13 protein-coding genes and 6 pseudogenes are annotated in these 20272 nt (G+C 64.8%); 7 read left to right on the plus strand and 12 right to left on the minus strand.

What is annotated here, in order from left to right:
* Positions 1-119 precede the first annotated feature (119 nt).
* Complete coding sequence (locus AB0B40_RS23625) at positions 120-3254, minus strand: DEAD/DEAH box helicase (RefSeq protein WP_362265412.1); 3135 nt, start codon at positions 3252-3254, stop codon at positions 120-122.
* A 46-nt stretch (positions 3255-3300) separates the two neighbouring features.
* Positions 3301-4020, minus strand: coding sequence for a hypothetical protein (locus tag AB0B40_RS23630; protein ID WP_362265414.1), 720 nt, complete (start codon positions 4018-4020; stop codon positions 3301-3303).
* A gap of 392 nt (positions 4021-4412) precedes the next feature.
* Here AB0B40_RS23630 and AB0B40_RS23635 point away from each other — a divergent pair.
* Positions 4413-4499: pseudogene (locus AB0B40_RS23635) on the plus strand (glutamine synthetase); the annotation flags it as partial.
* Between the two features lie 336 nt (positions 4500-4835).
* Here the strand turns inward: AB0B40_RS23635 and AB0B40_RS23640 are convergent.
* The 6 genes and pseudogenes from AB0B40_RS23640 to AB0B40_RS23665 form a co-directional block, all read right to left on the minus strand.
* Positions 4836-6050, minus strand: coding sequence for an HNH endonuclease signature motif containing protein (locus AB0B40_RS23640; protein ID WP_362265415.1), 1215 nt, complete (start codon positions 6048-6050; stop codon positions 4836-4838).
* Positions 6051-6937: 887 nt separating this feature from the next.
* Positions 6938-8170 (minus strand): hypothetical protein, encoded by a 1233-nt coding sequence (locus AB0B40_RS23645; protein ID WP_362265417.1) that lies wholly within the window; start codon positions 8168-8170, stop codon positions 6938-6940.
* Entirely contained in the window at positions 8167-9078 is a 912-nt protein-coding gene (locus AB0B40_RS23650) for a hypothetical protein (RefSeq protein ID WP_362265419.1), read from the minus strand. The genes AB0B40_RS23645 and AB0B40_RS23650 overlap by 4 nt, the downstream gene beginning before the upstream one ends.
* A gap of 757 nt (positions 9079-9835) precedes the next feature.
* A pseudogene (locus AB0B40_RS23655) lies at positions 9836-11012 on the minus strand (tyrosine-type recombinase/integrase).
* Positions 11013-11180: 168 nt separating this feature from the next.
* A pseudogene (locus tag AB0B40_RS23660) lies at positions 11181-11561 on the minus strand (ATP-binding protein); the annotation flags it as partial.
* Between the two features lie 2 nt (positions 11562-11563).
* Positions 11564-11888: pseudogene (locus AB0B40_RS23665) on the minus strand (DNA primase); the annotation flags it as partial.
* A 171-nt stretch (positions 11889-12059) separates the two neighbouring features.
* Here AB0B40_RS23665 and AB0B40_RS23670 point away from each other — a divergent pair.
* Positions 12060-12161, plus strand: a pseudogene (locus AB0B40_RS23670) (SUMF1/EgtB/PvdO family nonheme iron enzyme); the annotation flags it as partial.
* Positions 12162-12302: 141 nt separating this feature from the next.
* Here AB0B40_RS23670 and AB0B40_RS23675 read toward each other — a convergent pair.
* The 3 genes from AB0B40_RS23675 to AB0B40_RS23685 all read right to left on the minus strand — a co-directional run bounded on the left by AB0B40_RS23675 (position 12303) and on the right by AB0B40_RS23685 (position 14414).
* The gene (locus AB0B40_RS23675) at positions 12303-13073 is read right to left on the minus strand and encodes an ISAs1 family transposase (RefSeq protein WP_362265421.1); all 771 of its coding nucleotides are present in this window, start codon (positions 13071-13073) and stop codon (positions 12303-12305) included.
* Positions 13070-13372: a transposase family protein gene (locus AB0B40_RS23680; RefSeq protein WP_362265423.1), complete on the minus strand. Its 303-nt coding sequence runs from the start codon at positions 13370-13372 to the stop codon at positions 13070-13072. The genes AB0B40_RS23675 and AB0B40_RS23680 overlap by 4 nt, the downstream gene beginning before the upstream one ends.
* Before the next feature lie 403 nt (positions 13373-13775).
* Positions 13776-14414: a DUF998 domain-containing protein gene (locus AB0B40_RS23685; protein ID WP_099202419.1), complete on the minus strand. Its 639-nt coding sequence runs from the start codon at positions 14412-14414 to the stop codon at positions 13776-13778.
* A gap of 128 nt (positions 14415-14542) precedes the next feature.
* On the opposite strand from AB0B40_RS23685, the gene AB0B40_RS23690 reads away from it, so the two are divergent.
* The 5 genes and pseudogenes from AB0B40_RS23690 (at position 14543) to AB0B40_RS23710 (ending at position 16514) form a co-directional block, all read left to right on the plus strand.
* Positions 14543-14713, plus strand: a complete 171-nt coding sequence (locus AB0B40_RS23690; RefSeq protein WP_240003682.1) for a hypothetical protein — start codon at positions 14543-14545, stop codon at positions 14711-14713.
* A 33-nt stretch (positions 14714-14746) separates the two neighbouring features.
* Positions 14747-14797, plus strand: a pseudogene (locus AB0B40_RS23695) (hypothetical protein); the annotation flags it as partial.
* 14 nt (positions 14798-14811) lie between these two features.
* Positions 14812-15018 carry a hypothetical protein gene (locus AB0B40_RS23700; RefSeq protein WP_345053397.1) on the plus strand — a complete coding sequence of 69 codons (207 nt, stop codon included), beginning with the start codon at positions 14812-14814 and terminating at the stop codon, positions 15016-15018.
* A 236-nt stretch (positions 15019-15254) separates the two neighbouring features.
* A complete protein-coding gene (locus AB0B40_RS23705; RefSeq protein ID WP_362265425.1) occupies positions 15255-15485 on the plus strand; it encodes a hypothetical protein in 231 nt (76 codons plus the stop codon).
* A 162-nt stretch (positions 15486-15647) separates the two neighbouring features.
* Positions 15648-16514, plus strand: coding sequence for a peptidoglycan-binding domain-containing protein (locus AB0B40_RS23710; protein WP_362265427.1), 867 nt, complete (start codon positions 15648-15650; stop codon positions 16512-16514).
* Positions 16515-17135: 621 nt separating this feature from the next.
* Here the strand turns inward: AB0B40_RS23710 and AB0B40_RS23715 are convergent.
* Positions 17136-20174 (minus strand): NACHT domain-containing protein, encoded by a 3039-nt coding sequence (locus tag AB0B40_RS23715; RefSeq protein WP_362265428.1) that lies wholly within the window; start codon positions 20172-20174, stop codon positions 17136-17138.
* Positions 20175-20272 lie beyond the last annotated feature (98 nt).

Below are 20272 nucleotides of genomic sequence, written 5' to 3' on the forward strand. Positions count from 1 at the left end.
CGATGGACTGCTACGACTGGCCGGCGAAGACAAGCTGCGCGCACGCTCGCCGAAGAGCTGCTGAAGGCAGGAACGGACTTCGACGGTACCGAGCGCTCGCCGATGCGCAACGCGGAAACTTAATTGACTCCATCCAGGATTCTCCACACGCGATAATAGGCACTCCCCGAAGGGCCAAGAGTCGAACGCCAGACTTCCTCGCCGCCGGATACCAAGAGCGATCGAGCGTCCCGGATTGACGCACTACCGCGCCCGTAGATGGCGTTGGCCATCTTCGGAGCAGCAGATCGCGGAACGCCAAGGAGTCGCATTGAAATTTCCCGCTCGTTAGCGACGCCGTAGAAAGCATAGGAAGGGAGGTTACGCAACTCCCTCTTCCGTGACTCATCCATGCCTTCAAAATCTTCGCTTATGGTCATCGACTGCAGAGCCGAAAGTCCCCAGGCCACGGTGGGAGCCATTTTACTAAACAGACGTTGGCAACATTTGGTGATCGCCGCAAGATCGGTATCCCGATCTCGCTTGAAGTATTCAGCGGCAAGAGCGGGGATCGAAGCACCGTTAACCCAGTCTTGGATTACACGCGAGATGAAATCACCTGACCGCTCTTGATGATCCTCAATCACCGGAATCAAGTTTTCTCGCAATTCCGGGACCTCCAGCATGATGCCCACCAATCCAGCGAGCGTTCGGGGACTGCCGGTATAAAGAGGCTCTTCCCAAACATTCTCACTAATTCTGGCATCGCTCAGGCGGCGCAGCGCGCTCGATACGCTCTCCCAAGAGAAACCTGTACTGTCCACCAAGCTGAGAGGTTTGCCCGTGATTCTTTCGGAGTATTCTCGAACGCTGCGCGTTAGTTCAGCAGCCCAGGACGGCGCCTTGCTTCGCAAATCCTGGAATCCGAGGGTCCCTCGGAGGATTTGCTCGACTTCATTGGCGAACTCTGTGTGATCTCCGATTTGCCGGTACGTGTGGGCCAGGAACTGAACAAACGATGACCAGGTGGGCTGATAAGAAAGTTGATGCAAGTTCAGTTCTCCATACTGCGAAATGGCGGTTCGCACCATTTCGATTAGCGTGGAGTTCAGGTCTGACACCTTGCGATCAACGAACGATCGCAGCTTCTGAGCTTTGTCGGCATCTGAGGCAGCGAGCACAACCAATCCGACTTGCCCTTGCTCCATTCTTCCAGCCCGGCCGGCCAGGTTCCAGAAGTCCTGTGCTGGCATGTCCTCGCCGTAGGGGAACTGGTGAGAGGCCATCACTACGTTGGCGACAGGAAAGTTGACTCCTTGGGCAATAGTTGTCGTCGATACCAGGTGCTCAAGATCTCCTGATTCCATCAGGTACTCGGTTACTACCCGGACTTCATCTGGTAGGCCGGCATGGTGGACCCCGACCCCTCGCTTCAGCAAGCCAACCAGTGGGAATTGGGGGCCAAATTCCTCGCCAACAATTCTGGCAGCGGCCTGGAGGTCATCGCTAGGCTCGACAAGATCGGTCCGTCCGTCACTGATCTGTTGAGCAATGGTCCATGCAAAGTCTGGCCTCTGCGCCAGTGTAATGGTCTGCCCGCGTGGCGCCAGAACCGACGCAGTAGCGGCAGCAAGCCTTCCCTGCGTCTTCGCGGCCGAGCTGGAAAACCCCAGGGGGCGGTTACCGCCGATAGGAAGACTCGCATCTATGCTCAACGTATTCTTGGAGGTCACAAGAGTTTCGAGTGCGATACTGTAACTTCCCCTTGACCCAGCCTGATGACGCGCCAGAGCAATCACTCTGTCGTTAGGTGTCCAGTCGAGCGACATCTTAACGGCCCTCTGGCTTGTGCTATCAAGCCACTTTGCGACCGTCTCGCCGTTATCGATGAACGGCGTGAGAAGAAGGAAAGCTGCGTCACGCGCTTCGCGGTTTACGCTAGCGAGCAACAGTTCCAGCTTGATTCCGCGTTTGGGATCCGCAATGTTATGTGCCTCATCAACAACGACTAGGCACAGTGGTCGTCCGATTTCCTCTTGCCAACCCGATCGCAGCAGCAGATCCAGTTTCTCCGGAGTCGAGACTAGGACGTCGAATCGAGACTCCCTGCGCTCGTTTAGCATTTCGGCCTCAAGGCCATCGACTTCAAGAGCGGGACTGACGCGCTCAACATTGATATTCAATGCGCCCAAATCTCGGCGCAAGCGTCGCGTTACCTGGTTAACAAGGGCGCGATTTGGTGCAACGTATGCAACCCATCCACCCTGTTGCCGGTAAGTGCTTAGGGCTTGCAGGATACGGAACTGAGCAATCAACGTCTTGCCAGCACTTGTTGGTAGGCTTACAACCACGCTGCGGAATGAGGAATGGATGAGGCCTTCCTCTGCCAGGGCTGCGCGCTGCGGCGGTAGCGCCTCGAATAGCGGCCTCTCTGCACCACGGGAGACCAGATGCTCGACAAACCTTGTGACTTCAGGGCTCACGGCCCTAGAAACCGTCCACAAGCTGTTATCGACGATTTGACTTCCAGTCACCGAGAGCAGGCGAACTAGCTCTTCCAGATCAACGTTTCCTGAATTGATTGCCGCATCTAGGGCTCGATCGCAGTGTGTTTCGAACCTCTCCCGGACGTCAAATCTGCGCTCTGCCCGAACATCTGTCAGCACCGATCCCGTTTCGAGGAACTCGGCAATCAGCTCGCCTGCACGAATAGCGTGGTAGTAGCAAACCAGTTCCCAAGCGGCGGGCCTTGCGTCTTGACCCTCCGCCTCCAGGAAAGCTCCTTCGAACCGTTGTTGGTCACGTCGAAGTGCAGCAATCACAGAACTCAACGCATCGAGATCGCCCCAGCCGCGTTTACGTAGCAGGAGCAACCAGACATCCACTAGCCCATTAACTACCCGCTCTTCCCAGTCGGCGTCATCTGGAATAGTCCGCGGAAGCTCCATCTCGGAAAGAAGCCGAGCGGCAAGCGGCGTTTCATCCGATAGCCAGCCAAGGCAGGCAGTTCGGAGGAGGAACATCCGGGATTCTTCTGATGGACCAGCATCAACCTGTGTGCGCGCGATAGAAAAAGCTTGGCCGCATAGTTTTCGGGCTTCAACACTCTTTGGATCGTCCATAAGCGCATCCCAGGCCAGGAGATCCAGAGACTGTGCCGTGAACTTGACTTCCTCTTCTGCGCCTTCTGAAGACTCAGAGTCAAGCGAGAACCCTTGTGCAAGTACCGGCCTCAATGCGGACGTGATGAGGCTACGCTGCGCACGCTCGCTCACCCTCTCGACGAGGGTCGCGTCAAGTGATCCATCGAGCCACGAGAGATCAGGCACTGTTCTCAAGCCCCACGTGCGCCGGCCAACTAGCCATGGTGACCGGGAGGTACCACGCCGTCAGCAGAGCCTTCATCGGCTCTACGACAGTACGGGCGAGGGCCACTCCACGCACGCTGACATCCCTCTCATTCGGGCTCGTATCTCGAATGAGACAGCCTACGAGACGTATGTCCCGCCCCTGCGACTGGACGTACCGGGACGCAGCAGCTTTGTACAGCTCTCGATGCTCCTGTGTAGAGCAGCGAGCCCGCAACCACTTGATCAGAGTCCAGTGGTCAGCGTTCTTGTCAGTCAGCCGTTCCAGTTGCTGGATCAGGCCAGATCGCCCATACACGACGTTCGGCGGTGCCGACGCGTCTGAAGAGGACTTGACTTCCCCAAACAACAAGGTTGCCGCACCTTCGATCACGCTCAGCCCAACAAGGTCGGCGCCAGGGAGGCTTGCCTTCCGGGTCCGTCTGTCCCGGGCGTTATTCCATACCCACACAACGGAGTGCCAGTGCTCAAGGAGCACCTCAGCCAGCGCTTCTCCTACCTCCCAGGGCAGCGGCTCAGCTTCACTCGCGAGGAGGGCCCCGACCGTCTCCACTGCCATCTCTGTGGTGGCCAAAGCGCGTAGTTCCTCGATGACGGCGGCGCTCGACTCTAAGTCGCCTACTCTCTCAGCCCATGGCCCGTCGGCAAGGTCTGCCATCACGTCAGCCGTCAAGCGGACACCCGACCAGGAAACGTCCCCCTGAGCGCCTTGAAAGACTGACTCGCCGTCGCAGATTCGCGACATGGGCGACTGCCCTACTGCCATGACGCAGCTCCCCCCTGTGCGTCTCATGCGGCGGCTACCGCTCGGAGAGCCGCCTTGTCCCCCACACGAGTCAAGATTCTCCCGGCCGGGTTTGCCAATGTCCACAGTGCGTCACTCCTTCGTGACGCGTTGACGCCTTTGCGTCCCTGATCGCGTTCGGGACGAGGAGGTCGTCGGGCCGTCTGTGGGCCGTCGAAGGGCGGCCCAAGGCGACCAACAACGACCACTGACGACCGCGCGGCTACCGGCCAACGCTGCGCCGACGTCGATCGCGTGAGGTCGCTTCTGGGCTGTGCCACTTCCTGCGCAACAAGCGCCAGGAGTGAGGGGAGTACCGCAGCGAGGTCACCGCGTTCGAGCTGTGGAAGAACCTGCCGGTGCTGTAGCCCGGGTGGCCGCGGGTCCGGGGTTCCGCGCTCGTCGGGACGCTGTCAGGACGCCGTGCGGTCGCGCTGGAGGACGACCATGGCCATGTCGTCGTCCAGCCGGCCGCCGGTGTACGCCCGGACGTCGCCGACGAGCGGCGCCGGCGCCTGGTCCGCCCAGGCAGTGGCGCGCTCGGCGAGCGGATAGAAGTCGCCGTCCGCGTTGGGACACGTGCATTTCTGACGTATGCATCCTGCCCACCCAGCCGGCAGAGCGACGGGAGCCGAACATCGTGGGCTGGCAGCGCTGAGAGGCTGGTTGGCGGCTGGCTTATCCGAGGTGAACACGCCTACGGATCAGGTGGTTGGAATCGGTTCTGCCGACTGTGGAGACGGCAGAACTGCCAGCCCAGACCTCCTCAGCCACTCCTCATAACGCCAGTGCAGAGCATCGGCGTGGGGGCGCTTTGGCAGATCCCGCAGATGAGACTTCGTGATGCGCAAATCGTCAAGGGTGGGACCGCCTGGCACGGTTACGACGTCGAGCGTGTCTGGGTGGAAGGCGAAGAGATACGCGTCGTAGGCACGGTGCAGTGCGGCATTCAGAGGGATGCCGTTGCGGGGATCGTTTGTGCCGTCCTCGCTGACCGGACGGAGGTGGGCGGCATCGAGCATCTCCCGAACAGTGATGCCGGTCAGAGGGCAACGCGGCGAGTAGCGCTGGAAGACACGTAGCTTGAAGCGCGGCTGGCCGAGGCGCTCCGTTACGTCTCGCCGGTTTCGCCTAGTTCCGCTCCCCGTGAGGACAAAAGGCGCGTCGTCTGAGTGATCCTCGCTGAGTACCTGCTCGGGGGGCGCCTCTTCGTACGAGAGCAGGAACGTACTGCTCGGGTCGTCCCATCCCTCTACCCAAGCAAGGCGTGCGATACGCCACTCGGATCGCGGCGTTGGTTTGGCTGAAGTGAAGATCGGCAACCGTAGGTCTGCTGCGGCCTTCATCGCGTTGATCTCCGCGTCATCGCGCCCGCCGGGCCGGGCGGTCTGCGGGTAGCGGTAGAGCGCCCCGTCCTCGGTGAAGTCGTCTGAGTAGTGGGCACCGGTGTGGAGGATGCCGACAGCAATTCCGCCGGCGTGGATGGTGTCGGTTCTGGCTACGTCCGCCCAGACGCCTTGTCCGCCGCCGTAGGCGCCGTACTCGCGTAGGGCACGTGCAGGGACCCTACTCAGGTCGGGGTTCGTCGCTCGGAGGTGCGACCACACGGCGAGGCGCCAGGCGCGTTCCCCTTCGACCGACTTCGGTCGGCCGTCAACGATGACGAAGCCCAGGCGGGCGAGCATGCGGTTGCTGTGGTCGCGTCCGCCGCTGATGACCGGATCCGGGAGGGCCCCATGTACGAGCTTGTGGGCCACGTTGAGAATGGCCTTGGCGTCGTACAGCTTCTCGTTGTGCTGTACATAGAATTGGTTCGCTCGGTCGAAATCATGATCAGTGAGGAAGGCGTCCCGCCCCGCATCGTCGTACTCGGCCAACGTCTTCAGCACGGCTTCGCGGCTGATCGCACCCCTAGTCATGGCGGAAGCCTAGGTGGCACCACCGACAGCACTGGAGGCGCCGACGGGCATCACAGCTTCGCCGACGCTCCACTTGGTCGCTGTTCCGCGTAGAGCGCGCTTCCTACCTAGCGGGGGTGACGGTGACGGGGACGTCAGGACAGCGGTTCAACACGTTCGTGAGCGCAGTCTCCTCGGTCTGAGCGAACATGGGGACGAGCCCAAGTCACGCGTGTTCCCTGTCCCCAGCAAGAGCGCGGCTTCGACTTTGCCTGGTCGGCGACAGCCCCCGGATCGTCAAGGACTGAGGCATCGAGTCATACCGGCCCCGGAGGCCATGAGCCCGAAGCAGGTCTACGAGGAAGGTAATGGCCTTGGGATGGCGGACACTGCCGGAGAAGCGCAGGACCTCCGTGGACAAGACGTGGACGATTGGTTCGTTCCCGCAGTGCCATTCCTGTGTTTGTGCTGGTCAGGCGAGGAAAACATCCAGGATCTTGAGAGGGCTGTAAATCAGCCGCTCGTGTGCTGCCAGCATTCGAGCCCTCGGGGCTCCTCTTCCGCCGACGAAACCGCAGCTCCAAGCCCCGTGGTCTGACGGCGCCTCTTGACGGCAACGCCGGTGCACGTTGCCGTACCGGACGAACCAGCCATGGACCGTCCTGAGCAGGCGGGCGAGTCAGTTCCATGGCTCGTGTGCCGCTGGGGTGAACTTGTAAGGCGAGGGTCACCGGTCCGACCTGCACACTGCGGTCTCACCCGAGGCATTTGCCGCTCGATCCGGGGGCAATCCGCAAGGTTTTGCGCGGGGGAGGGGAGGCAGAAACCTCGGACTGGCCACGCGCCGAGGCGCCGGCCGGTAGTTTCCGGTCGACGCCTCGGTCAGCAAGTGTTGGTTTCTTCGACGACTAGTACGAGTCTTCCTCGTCGTTGTCCGGGTCGTCGCTGGCGATGAATCCGGCCTGGGCGTCGGGCTCGTTCTTCACGAGCGTCAGGTACACCTCGTGCGACGCGTCCATCCCCTTCTTCCACTCGTCGTGGCTGCCGAAGGGGTGAGGCGGCGGCGAGGTTGTGGAGGCCTGGAGTTCGGCGGCGGCCTCCCGCGCGATCTCCAGTGCGAAGGCAAGGCGCTCACGGTTCGCGCGGTCGCGCTCCTCCGGGCTGGCGGGGCGGTTCTGCGCCTTACGGTTCTCCTGCTGCTTGAGGAAGCCGGCCAGCACCTTGCTCGGGTTGGCGATCTCGAAGAGCCGGCTTTCGGTCAGCCTCAGCGGTTTAACAGTCTCGATGGCCTGTCCCGCGATGATGGGCGTCCCGTCCTCCTTGATGTCCGGGATGTTGTACTCGTGGGCCGGAATCTCGGGGTTCCACCGGCTCCAAGCGGTAGCGAGCACCCGCAGGCCGTAGGCGTGGCCGACCAAGTCGGTGAGGATCACCGGCGGGGAGGCGCGGTAGGGCGTAGTGCCCTCATAGAACTTGGACTCACGGTCTCGGGTGAGGTACCCATCCATGATCAGGGCGTAGCCGCCGCCGATCATCAGCGTGGTTCGGGCCGCAGCGTTGCCGGCCAATGCCATCTCCAAGAGCTCGGTGGGAGTCTTGTAGATCGGCATCCAGGCGGTCCCGGCCACGGCGTCCGTGAGGTATCCGCCGTCCCCGAAGGCGTTGCGGGCAGTCTGCAGGGAGGAGGGCTTGTGGCTGCCCTTCTCCTTGCGGCTCTTGGCCTGGCGCACGTCGCGGTCGACGACGACGCCGAGCATGAAGGAGAACTGCTTGTTGGTGACGGCGCGGCGGGCCATGATGTTGCGGATCTCGGCCTTGGTCGCGCGAAAGGCGGCACCCGCGGTGAGGCAATGGGTGGTGTAAACCGCGCGCCAGATGGGGGAGGCGTCGGGGCAGCCGATCTGAGTGGGAAGGTCGGCGAGCGGGGTAACCCCGGTGATGATGTCGGCCTGGACCCGGGTCAGTACGCCACGAGTGACGAGGGCGTCGATGACCTGGTTGGCGATGTTGTGCCACATCGCGTCCTGGGTCCATGGGTTCTTTTCCAGGTGCTCGCCGGCGACGAGGTTCTCCACCATCGTCACGAACGAGAAGGTGGGCGTCGGGGCGCTCGCGCCCCCGACCAACGTCTGCGTGGTCACTGGCCGACCTCCAGGGTGTTGCCGTTGTGGGCGCCGACGACCAAGCGAACGGGCACGGTTGCCGCCTGGCCGACCCGAACGACCTGGTCGGTCAGCCCGCGCTGGTGGGCGGCGTTGTACGTGATGACCTCATCGCGGACGGCCCGACGAAGGCTGTTCGGGTCGCGGAGGAGGTCCTCCACCACGGCATCGGCAGTGCCCTCGTTGGTGCGGTTGGTGCGGGTCTTCACAGCGGACGAAAGCCTGGAGATGCCGTCCACGACGATGGGTAGCACCCGTGAGGGCGAGCCGTCGTTGAAGGTGACCCGGACGAGGATGACCAAGAGCGGCTCGGAGACGCCCCGCTGCATGATCGAGTCCGAGTAGTCGGACTTCGGCGTGTTCAGGGTGCTGCGCACAGTCTCGCGGACCAGCTCGGCGAGCTCCTTCGGGGAAGAGAACTCGCAGCGAGCCTGGGCGAGAGGGTGGCCGTGCTCGTCCTGGTCGTCCAACAACCGGGGGGCGGGCACGGAAAGGGACATGGCCGCGATGCGCGGCTGGTAGAGGGGAAACAGCATCCGGGTCCAGGCCCGGCACTCAATGACGTCCAAGGTGCCGCCGGGGACGGCTACCTCGCTGAGGAGTGAGACGCCGTTGGGCTGCGCGGTGACCAGCAGGGCAGCCCGCTCGGGCTCGACCTGGAGTGCCGCGGCGGCCTTTCGGGCGTGCTCGTCGAGGTTGGTGCGGGGGTTCTTCTCCAGCCGCGTCGCAACCTTCCGCAGCGCAGCGGTGGCCGGCACTCCCGGCATCGACTGGGGTCGGCGGGTGATGCTCAGCGCCTCCAGGTCGTGCTCCGGCTGGGCAGGGAGCTCGATGCGGGGCTGCGGGTGCTGCGGCTCGTCGAAGAGCGGTTTGTCATGCTCGGTCACAGGGATTTGCCCATCGTGACACCACCGTGCTGCAGCCGAGTTGCTGCGACGGCTTAAGGGCGCGACGCCGGAATAGAGAGACAGTGTCGTCCGCCCACGAAGGGAACCGTCCGAAACGGCGTGCTCCGTGGCGCCTGCCACGTCCGTCGACAACAGAACCTTCACCGTTGGTCGATCCGGGCCCCTTGCCCGTGCCTTCCGTTCGGATCGCAGTGCCCTTGGGGCCACTCGGATTCGGAGGTCCAAGTGTCGTGTAGCCGCGCCGACGCGGATCGACGCAGGCAAAGGTTTACTCCGAGAGTGGGTCGTGCGTCAATCGCATTCTGAGACTCAGTGCCACAGCGTCAGGTTCATGTCTGAGTAGGCTTGTTGGGTCCCGCCAGTTCGACGGTGATGCCGGCGTCGCATGACCAAGCCTGATCCCTCACCTGCCAACTCTCAGCTTCAGCGACCAGGTTGGGTGTAGCTTGCGCGGCGATGCAGCCCGTAGGACTCTTTGGGTGTTCTCAGGGGTCCAATTCCCCCGGCAACACGGTCTCAGTTGCGGTCTCGTTTGCGGCCGAGTCCGAGGTGGTCCGCTCTTGTCCACCACGGCTCGACAGGCCCCTTGACTAGGGGAGCGGTCGTGATGCCAGACGTTCGTGGACCTCCAGAGAACAGGATCGGACAACTCGTAATGCGTAGGTCTCGGGTTCGAATCCCGAAAGCGGCTCTGCTGAAGCCCAGCTTAGGCACTGTCTGAGCTGGGCTTTTTCGTTCAGCGGATGCGGCGGCGCAGGGAGCGTGCTGCGCGGGTGTCGGCGGTCTCACTCCTGGTCTCAGTTGGGCCCGGATTCTGGGCCGGCGGGGGCGACGGCTGAGGCACGAAGAACTCGCCCATCCGCCGCATGGCGTCCCTGGACAGGTGGGACCGGCCCTTGACGTACCGCCGGGTCTGGCTGATCTGCTTGTGCCGCAGGATCTCCATGATCGTGGGCATGTCGACGCCCACAGGATCGTGCCGGCGGTGTGGCGGCTCCCGTCGTACAGGCGGCGGTCATCGATCCCGGCTTCCTTGAGCAGCTCCTTGAATTCCTCGTAGTCGGCGCGCGGATCCAGTGGTCGGCCGTCCAGCCGTGAGAACACGACGTCGTGCTCCTGCCACAGCTCTCCGGCGGGCAAGGCTCGAAGCGGTGCAGGCGCCCTCCGCAGGCGTGCGGGTTGTCGCAGCCGTGCCGCCAGGTGAGACGCTGTAGCTGCCGCTCGGGACGGAACAGCTCCGCTTCCAGGTCTACGTACGACCAGCGCAGGCCGAGTGTCTCGCCCTGTCGGAACCCCATGCCGACACCAACGATCCATCGCATGAAGGTGGGGCGCTTCGACGCGGCTTCGAGGAAGGCTTTGGCCTCTTCCTTGGTGAAGGGGTTGGCCTCGGTCTCGTCGAGCCTCGGCGGGTCGACAAGCGCGGCGACGTTCTCCCCGACGATGTGGCGGCGATGGGCGATCTTCAGGACGCGGGACAGAATGCGGTGCACCTTCACAACGTGCGAGGGCGCGTGGCCCGCGTCGAGCATGGCCCGGTACATCCGCTCCAGGTACTCAGGTTGCAACTTGTCGAGGCGGTGCTTGCCGACGCCAGGGATGATGTCGTTCCGGCTCTTCGACCAGTAGTCGTCCAGCGATCGCGGCTTGAGCTTCAGGCTCGTGATGTCGGTCAGGTAGGTCTCCATCTAGGCGGCGACGGTTGGCTTGCGGCCTGCTGCGGGTGCGCGACCCTGATCCCGTTGGCGCTCCAGCTCCTTCACCTTGCGCTTGATCTCGGCCTCGGTCCGGGCCCGGCGGTGGCGTCGGTCGGGGCCGCCGTCACTCTTGACGCCCATCGTCACGCGGCCGTGCCACCAGCCGTCGGCGCCGAAGTAGATGGATAACTCCATGTTGGGCTTGCGGGGGCTCATGCGCTCCTCCAGGCGGGAGGCGCCCCGAGCGGGATGCTCGGGGCGCCTCGGTGATGTGCTCGGGGTCAGTTGGGCAGCGGGGCAAGGTTGGCCACGTACGCTTCGAGGTCGGCACGCCGGATTCGCCGAGCGCGGCCCAACTTGATGTACTTCAAGGCAACTGGGGGTGAGGATGTCCCAGCCGGTGGGATGGATGCGGACGGACTTGCCGTCGTCGCGGCCCAGGTCCAGCCAAATCGCTCCGTCGAACCCAGGTGCCACGCGGATGTGGGTGGGCTCTACGTCCTCGGTCAGGGCGAGTGCTTCGATCAAGTCCAACGCCTCCTTGAGTGCCGTGCCGTCGAACACGCCGACCCCGTCCTTGGAGAGGCCGACCATGAGTTCCTGCCGGTGGCTCCCGGTCGTGCCCTAGGAGCGGATGGGCCGGGCGACGGGGTGGCCGTTCTCCTGCGCGTAGACGGTGCCGTCGACAGTGCGGAAATACCTGAAGTGCGCTTGTGCGTAGTCGGTGATGATCTGGCGGGCCGGGGTCTTCTCTTCCTCGGACACGGCTACATCCCCAGTGCAGTGGGGGCGTTGGCCCACGCGTCGGTGCAGTGCCGCGGGGATTCGCCCTTGGCCTGCGCGGCGGTGAACAGCCGCGAGAAATGAGCCTCGGTGAGGCAACCGCATCGGCCATGCGTCGACAGCACCGCGAGGAACATGCGGTAGACGGTGGCGTTGACCGCCTCGCGGGCCTCGGTGATGCGCTGCTCGGCCATGGTGACGCCACGCTCCAGGTAGGTGGGGGTGCGGTGATGGCACTCCCCGCCCCCGGCCGGGGGCGGACGCGGTGAGGGTGTGCGGCGCCGGCCGGGCCGGGGAGGGCTCCTTCACGTTCCGGAAGGGATCTTCCTGGCGGGGGAGGGTGATGAACCGGTGTGGGTGGACGAATTCCACATCGACGCCTTCCCGACGACCAACGCGGACTACGCGCGGTTCTGTGCCGCCACTCACCACCCGGTGCCAGAGCTCTAGGAGAACGGCCATTGTCCGCGTGAGCTCTACGACCGTCCCGTCGTGCACGTGACTTGGCGAGACGCGAGTGCGTACGCGGCGTGGGCAGGGAAATCGCTGCCCACAGCCGAGCAGTGGGAGAAGGCGGCGCGCGGGACATCCGGCCGTCCCCCCCCCCGTGGGGCGACCAGAAGACTGCCGCAAAATGCAACGTCCGCGAGACCGGGGTGGAGCGCAGGACGTCCGTCTCTCGGTATCCAGGGTCTTTGAGAAGTGATCTTGTGTCCGGGTTCGTCAGGCCAGCCCGAGGGTGGTGAGGGGCCGCTGATAGTCGCGGCCGGTGCGGCGGAGGGCTGCGGCGATGTTGGTGTGTCCGTCCTGGCGGTGGACGCCGATGGCGAGGTTGCGCAGGCTGGCCATGGTGCGGGGCAGGTGCCGGGTGCGGATCTTTGAGGCGTCCTCGCGAAAGGTGCGGTCGCGGACGTGGTGGAGCTGGTTTTCGATCTTCCAGTGACCGCGGATCCATGTGGCGAGTTGTTCGCCGGTGGCCGCGCCGGGCGGCAGGCTGGTGACCAGGTGGAGCCGTGCGATCGTCAGCTTGCCGGAGCCCAGGTCCCGCCTCCAGCGGACGACTTGGAGGGCCTGGCGGGCGTGGGGGTAGTCGAGGTGGGCGAACGCGGCGGTCTTCAAGCGGCGGATCTCGTCGCGGTGATGGGCTCGGCCGCGCTCGATGTGGTCCAGGCGTATGTCGCGCCAGGGCAGTCGACGGACCCGCTCGTGCAGCGTGGGGTGGTTCCTCTTGATGACGGCCAGGTAGTGGGCACCGCGTTCGTGCAGGTAGGCGGCGTGCTCATGCTGGGTGTGCAGGGCATCCGCGGTGATCACGGCTTCCGTCAGGTCGATGCCGTCCAGGAGCGGGGCGAAGGCCGGGATCTCGTTGCTCTTGGCATCGAGGTGCATCTGGGCGAGGACGTCGCCTTGGTGGGTCATCGCCGCGATCAGTGCAGTGGCCGGCTGGTCCTTGGCGCGGGAGCCTCGGAGGGTCTTCCCGTCGACAGCGATCACTGGTCGGCTCGTGGGCGGGCCGTTGCGCCTCTGCAGGAGCGGCCGATGGCCCTGTCCAGGGCGTCGCCGTCCACTGCGGCCAGGACGAGGCGGATCGTCGTGGGGTGCGGCGGGCGGATGAGGCCTGTCAGCGGGTCGGGGTAGAACCCGAGCCGGGCCAGGACGCGCTGCGGCGCGTCCGTGACCCAGTCGCCAACCGCGGCCATCGAGGTGGCGCCGGCAAGGACGGCTGCGGCCGCTGCGGTCAGCAGGGCCGTCCAAGGGTGGCGGATACCGCGACGGGCTCGCGGGTCAGGCACGTCATTCAGGTATAGCCGCAGGTCAGTAACGGCTTCCGGTGCGACGGGGCCAGGAGTGTCCCCCAACCGTTCCAGGCAGGACGGCATGAGGGAAGATGGACGGGCAGGCATGGACTCGCTCGGCGCTCATACGGATTCGACACCCACATGATCACCAGGCGGCCATGCCTGCATGCTTCCAGGACCCGTCACCACCACGAGCCGACAAGTCGTCACATCATCGCTCAGCAGGCGAACCGCCCACCCCGAGACTTCTCAAAGACCCTGGGGCGGGTGAAGGGTTCGTAGGGCGCCTCGCGTAGAGCGCCACGGAAATCCGCGTTGTCCTTCGCGATCCGTTCGGCGCTGTCGGCATCGCCGCCCTGGCCCGGGGCTTCCCGGGCTGACGCCCGGGAAGCCGCGGTCAGGCACGGACGGCCGGGCGCAGCAGGCCGCGGAGGCCGACGGTGAACGACCAGGCGAGGAGGGGCAGCAGCGCGACCCGCTCCATGCCGCCCATGCCGAGGCCGAGGTAGTGGTGGGACAGGAACAGCCCGAAGGCCGCGACCGCGAGGACGGACAGCAGACCCGCGGCCCGGCGCAGGAGCGCGGGGGCGTTGTCCGCCAGGCCGAATGCCGCCAGGAGCAGACCGATGTTGCCGGTACCCATGATCAGCAGGGCGCCGAGGATGTGCAGGTTCTCGTTGACGTCTGCCGGCGCCAGTCCGACCAGAACGAACCCCACCCCAGCTCCGGCCAGCAGTACCCGCGCCGCGGCAGCGGCCCGGCCCTGGCGCCACAGGGCGCGGCCGGTCAGGGCGACGCCGAGGAGCAGAAGCGTTCCCAAGGCGATGAAGGAGCCATTCATCAGCCCGTGTTCGGGCGAGCATATGTACCGCGGCGTGGGGTCGGGCTGCATGGCGCAGTGCGCGTTGCCGAGGTCGCTGACGTTGTTGGCAGCCCAGCTGTAAGGCTGCGCCCAGGCCGCCTGGACGGTGCCGTGGGCCACGAAGAACTGCACAACTCCCGCGACCCACGCGGCGTACCCGATCCGAGCCCTCACTTACCGTCCGCCTTTTCTTGTTCGCGCGATCAGTGCGAACAGCGGACCACGCGGTCGGCCCTGCACACACTCCGGTAGGCCCCCGGAAGGGTGGTGAGGCAGACCCTAGTAGTGCGTGGTCGGGTGTGATGGCTGAGGAGTTGGCTGCGGTCCGGTGTGATCTGCCCCGCACCATGGCCAGCCTGCGCAACCTCGCCATCGGCGTCCACCGCCAGGACGGACACACCAACATCGCCGCAGCCTTCCGCCGCACCGGCCGCGACTATCAGCGGCCCCTCACCACCCTCGGGCTGGCCTGACGAACCCGGACACAAGATCACTTCTTAAAGACCCTGTCTCGGTATCACAGCGGTGTTTCGCCGTACGGGGTCTACGACACGGTGGGCAACGTGTGGGAATGGCTCGCGTCTCCGACGGCGCCAGGGCGGTACGAACTCCGCGGCAGCGCCTTTACAAGCCCTCTGTTCCGGGGAGTGCCGGCCCGTCGCTCGGGCACTTGAAGATCCAGTACCGGCCTCACCTGATCGACGGCTGCCTCCCGCCGACCGGCCTGATCATGGACTACGGCGCGATCGGAGCACCGGACTCCACGAGTTCACCCTGAGTAAAGCCGCCCTGAGAACTTCCACCGAGACGCGCACACGGGGTTCAGGCAGGATCGAGTTGGGGTGCCGTCTCCCCAGATGCAAATGATGTGGGGTAAGTGCAGAATGAGTTTGGTAGGTACTGTCGCAGTGCGATACACCTCAGGCGTAGGAGATCTCGTGCCCTTGCTCTTCTGAACAGAAGCGGTTCGCGGCGATGTGGGCCGCGCCAGGCTTCAAGCACCCGGCCCGCGACATGCGTGAAACGCTCGTGCTTGAGGATGATTTCTACGGTTTGGGCATGGTGCTCGCGTGCGCCCTGATAGTGGTGAGCTACTTCAGTATCGATCCAAGTGCGTTGCCGCGGTTCCTCGACGAGTTCGTCCGGCACGGCATTCCGCCTGAGGTGCGAGATGTAGTAACTGCACTGGTCGCTGGTGATGTCGCCGCGGCGCGCGACACGCCTGGCCAATGGCAGCCCGAATGATGGAGGTCGCGAGCTCGGCGACTCCCTGGGCACGAAGGAAGGTCGCCAACTCGTGTCGGCGTGACGCGGTGCTGGCGGGATCTGGATAGCGGATAGGTACGAGCCAGTGGTCTTTCGCGGCCAACAATGGACTTCCTTGCATCCCGCACCCGGGAGGTCACCGTGATCAGTGGATCTGTCGGACAAGGCGGTATCAACCGTCCAGACGACGTCATGGCGGTCCAGCGTCTGCTCAGCGATCTGCAGATCGCAGCAGGGGACGTTCCGCTTGACGTTGACGGGCTGGTCGGCCCCAAGACCATCGCGGCAATCTCGGACTTCCAGCAGCAGAATCCCGGTCTCCCGGTCGATGGCAGGATCGACCCGACAGGGCCGACCTTCACCCGGCTGGATGAAGTCAGCAGCAGTCTCTACGCGACGATCGCACAGGAGCAGGGCTTCCCCATTCTGGCTGCGCCGACGCCTCCTGGAACGCCGGACGACGTGGCTGCCGTTTTCGATGACATTCGCAGCGATTTCTCCGCACTTGCTCCCGCTGAAGGCGTTACAGGCGCCAGTCGCTTTGACAACCCGGTTCCGAACCTCATCGCCCCGGTCGACCGCATCCGCTTGGCCCTGCTCGGGGCGGTGCAAGTGGTTCCCCTGATCATTGTTCTGATCTTCATCCTGGCGTTGCTCATCATCATCACCTCTAACCCGATCTGGCAGCGGGCAGCCAAGGAGACGCTGAAGGGTCTCAAGGATCGCATGCGATTGTTGTCGCAGAAGATCCGTGATGCCGTTCAAGAAATAGTCGACGTCATCGAGGGTTTGATTAGCGGCACGCGATGTGCGGAGCTATGTGCGAACGAGATAAACAAGGTCAAGGACCTGCAGCAGAAGATCAACGAACTGCTGGACAGGATGCCTGCCAATGACAATGACCCCGACGCGATGAAACAGCTGCAGTTCCAACTCGCCCGTCTTCTGGAGCAGATCGTCGCGGCGCAGGCAGACGTCGTTGATTGTCTCCAGCGGAATGGCTGTTAGTGTCCTGAATCGGAAGTCCCGGTAGTCACCCCAGGCGAAGGTCTTCGGCTCACCCTTGCGGCCACGGTGGACGTGCAGCTCGAAGAACATCCGTGGCCGGTGGCCGGACTTGAAGCACACCGCACCGGCGACATTGACCCGGCCGCCGCGACGGCCGGCCACCCGCACGACCGGTCTGGCCCCGCGTGGCGCCCAGCTCGCGGGCGGTACTTTTACCCGCGGCCACACCCCGTCACCACAGCCCGGACATCGCCGCTTCAACCTGAGTAAGGTGCGCCTCATGCCCAACGGAGCCCCGGCCTGTTCAGAGTTCCGCCAGCCTATGGAGTCTGGCGGCCTGGTGCTCTCCGAGCGCCCGGACGACGGCCGGCGAACCTGTCGATAGCTGTGGAGGTGTGCCGATGGGCGCGTCTGGTGGAGCTGGGCTGACCGACGGTGGACTATCCCGGCTCGACACGAGGGATCCGCCCTGGTCTCAGTCGCAGTCTCAGTCCCGCAAGGACCATTTGCCCGGCACCGGCACCGGCACCTGTGACGGCCTCGGCCTTCCGCGTACGGTCCCACGGGGTACGAGCACCTCGGTCATGGCGGCCGGCCGTCCGACCGGCACGGCTGTCACGGTCACTGGCGCCTGGTGAACGTGACCTCGAACCTGCCGTGAGCATCGATGCCGGTGGTGGTCTGCCAATGGAGGAAGAGGGATTCCGCGACCTGACTGCCCAGGTTCTCGGCGTCGGCGACCGCAAGGCGGAGCGTGGTGATCCCTGTCCGCGCCTTCAGGTTCTTCAGGAGGGACGCGATCTGATCGATTCCGGTTGCGTAGTCCGCTCGGGCTGAAAGTACCTGGAGCGCGGGAAACTTCGTATGCAGGGATACCGCCTGGATTCCGGATATGGGGCTGTCCGTCGTCACCGCGGTGATGGACCGGCGGGTCTCCTCGGGCATTTCCCCCAGCAGCTGCCATGAGGTGAGGGGGGTGTTCTGGCACCGGACCTCCGCGTGCAGCGTTTCGACGAAGGGCAGGACGAGTTGCTGGAATGAGCGACGTTCGACGCGGCCGGTGATGGAGAGGGCCCGCAGCGTCGCAGGAGGCCGTAGCCCGCTCAGTCCGGGTGCGGGATCCATCAGCGTCAGCTCGCGCAGGCTCTCCAGCTGCTCGACCGGCCCGTAGGTCGGCACCGGACCGTCGATCCGAAGCCGGACGAGGTTGGTGAGGCACGACAGGTACGGAAACAGTTCCGCGTCCACGGCGAGCCAGCTGATCTCGGACAGGGCGGACAGTACGACGCGTGCGTACTCGCCGCGATCGAAGTCGGGCCACATTTCGATCAGTTGGCGCTCGATGGCTTGATCGAAATGTCTGGCGTACTGCGCCAGAAGCCGTAAGGCGGCCACGCCGCCGACGAGCCGGCAGGTGTGCAGGATCGCTTCCACCTCGTGTGTCCCCAGCCCGGACGTCGGCATGGGCATCTGATCCAGTGCCACCTCGCCCAGACAGGCAAGCGCCTCCGCCTGCTTCCTGTCCTGGGGCGGGATCAGTTCCTGTGCCCGCGTCTGCGTCTCCCGTCGCAGGTCGGCAGCGAGCGAGGGTGCGTTGCCCGCGCAGTCGACGGCGAGCACGATCAACCGCACGCGATGCGCCCTGTCCCTGCGGGCTCGCTTCAGCAGGGCCTTGACGAGATGGTTGCGTTCCGAGTCGCGCGCCCGCCCGGAGGTCATGACGACGACGTCCTGCCACTGGTCCTCGTGTGCGTGCTTGATCAGGAAGTTGAGGTCGTCGTCGTTGAGCAGTTGGTCCGCGGCCAGATACTCCTGGAACGTACGGTGCACGAAGTCGACGCGGCCGACAGCAGGGGCGCGCAGCAGCCCGGTACGGACGAGAAGGTGCTGAGCCACGGCGGCTGGGTCGAGCGTGTCGTCCAGGGTCTCCCCCAGATAGCTCCCCACCCGCTCCGACATCTGCTCCAGGGAGACCTCGGTGAGGTCGTTGCGGATCATCCAGTAGGCGAGCTTCCTGAGGATCAGCTCCTGGACCCCGGTGCTGAGGCGGACGGCGTCCCCGGCGATGTTCCGTTGCTGATCGCGTCGTACCAGCAACATCTCCAGGGCTGCCTCGAAAAGCTTCAGCCGGTCGTTGGGCAGGTGCATCTCCCGGTCCCAGTGCAGAGCGCAGAGCAGGGCGCACAGAAGGGGGTTGCTTCCGAGCCGGCGTAACTCACGGCGTTCGGCCATGCTCCGCACGAGGGCTTTCTCGTGTTCGCGCAGCCGGTCCCGTTCCTGCTCGTCACCCACGGCCGACTGCATGGTGGAGTGCCAGTGCGAGATGAAAAGGTTCTGGTCGGAGAGGCTCATCGGAGTGAGCTCCAGAGACAGGAAGCCCGTATCGGCAAGCCACCCGCTGCCGATGGCGGCCTGCCGGGACGTGATCACATAGCGGCACTTCTCGTAGCTGTGCGTGAGTTCGCGAAGCCAGTCCCGGACTTCCCCCCGGCGCCCGCTGGGCAGCTCGTCCACGCCGTCGATCAACAGAATGGCGTGACCGGAGTCGAGGGCGTTCCGCACGAAGTCCGGCGGCGCGGCCGCGGCCAGGGTCCGGGCCGCGTAGTCCAGGAACTGCTCCGGCGTGGGCAGTTCCCTGGCGAAATGCCGCAGCGGGACGAAGAACGGCACAGCCCGGTTCCACATCTCCATGGGGGCCGGCAGCGTGCTGTGCATGGCACCTACGGCGATCCACTTCAACAAGGTCGTCTTGCCCGACCCCGCGTCTCCCCGGATCAGAACCCGCCGGGAGCGAGCGATGGCGTACTCCACCCGCAGGGGCCCGCTGTCACCGGCCGCGTACGAGGCCGGTGCCGGTGTCTGAGCCTGGTACGGAGGCGTCGAGACGTGCCGCACCGCGTTGAGGCTGATGTACGAGGTACTCATCCGGTAGCTGAAGTCCTGCTGGCGCAGGGTGACACCGAAGAGTTCCATCCGGTCCAGCGATGCCGTCATGCAGCGGTAGTACTTGGCGAGAAACGCCTCCTCGGCCTCGGAGCTCTGCCGGATCGCCGCGAGATCGGACTCCTCCAACGGCTTCTCCGGTGGCTTACGGCGAATCTTCGCCACCTGCTCGGAGGACTTCGCCCGTATCCAGCGGTCCGCGCACGCCTCGCGGGTGGCGGACATGGCCTCGGTGGTTCCACCCGCGTACAGAACGCAAGCCTGGGCGACCGACACCGCCACATCGAGTGACGGGAGGCTCCGGCCCTGGAACGCCTTACCCAACGTCGACTTCGGCACCGGGTGCCCGCGCGGTACCCGGCCGGTCAGCCGCGACAGCTGGTCCAGGGTGGGATCACCGCTGCGGACCTTCAGCTCGACGAGCCATGCCGCGAACTCCGCCACTGGCGGCAGACCGACCTGAGACTCCTCCGTCATGCTTCGCCACCCCCCCCTCCTCGTGCACGCCGGTCCGTCCACGCCCGTCTCGCGCCGTCCCCACCGGTCCCCACTTTTCCACCCCGCTGGGTTCCCGACGCCCGATCGACGCCAATTGGTCACACGGCGATCGCAGCGACCGCCTTGGCAGGTGCGAAGAGAGGACGGAACGACGACCGTGGAAAGTATGAGTGCCCTGACCGACGCCATCACGGCCTTGGCCCTGCTGATCGACGTCACCCTCCGGGCCTACACCGCGGTGCGGGACGCGCGCCGGCGGCAGGCTCCTTCGGAGGACGGCGCCTCGTAACTCGGCAGGACGAGGGAACCCCAGGTCG

This window comes from Streptomyces sp. NPDC042638 (assembly GCF_040647235.1).
Classification (GTDB): Bacteria; Actinomycetota; Actinomycetes; order Streptomycetales; family Streptomycetaceae; genus Streptomyces; species Streptomyces rameus.

Excerpts from the sequence above, each read along its gene's own strand:
- AB0B40_RS23640 (WP_362265415.1), bottom strand. The coding sequence starts at position 6,050 with ATGACTAGGGGTGCGATCAGCCGCGAAGCCGTGCTGAAGACGTTGGCC.
- AB0B40_RS23690 (WP_240003682.1), top strand. The coding sequence starts at position 14,543 with ATGGCTGAGGAGTTGGCTGCGGTCCGGTGTGATCTGCCCCGCACCATG.
- AB0B40_RS23705 (WP_362265425.1), top strand. The coding sequence starts at position 15,255 with ATGCGTGAAACGCTCGTGCTTGAGGATGATTTCTACGGTTTGGGCATG.
- AB0B40_RS23700 (WP_345053397.1), top strand. The coding sequence starts at position 14,812 with ATGGCTCGCGTCTCCGACGGCGCCAGGGCGGTACGAACTCCGCGGCAG.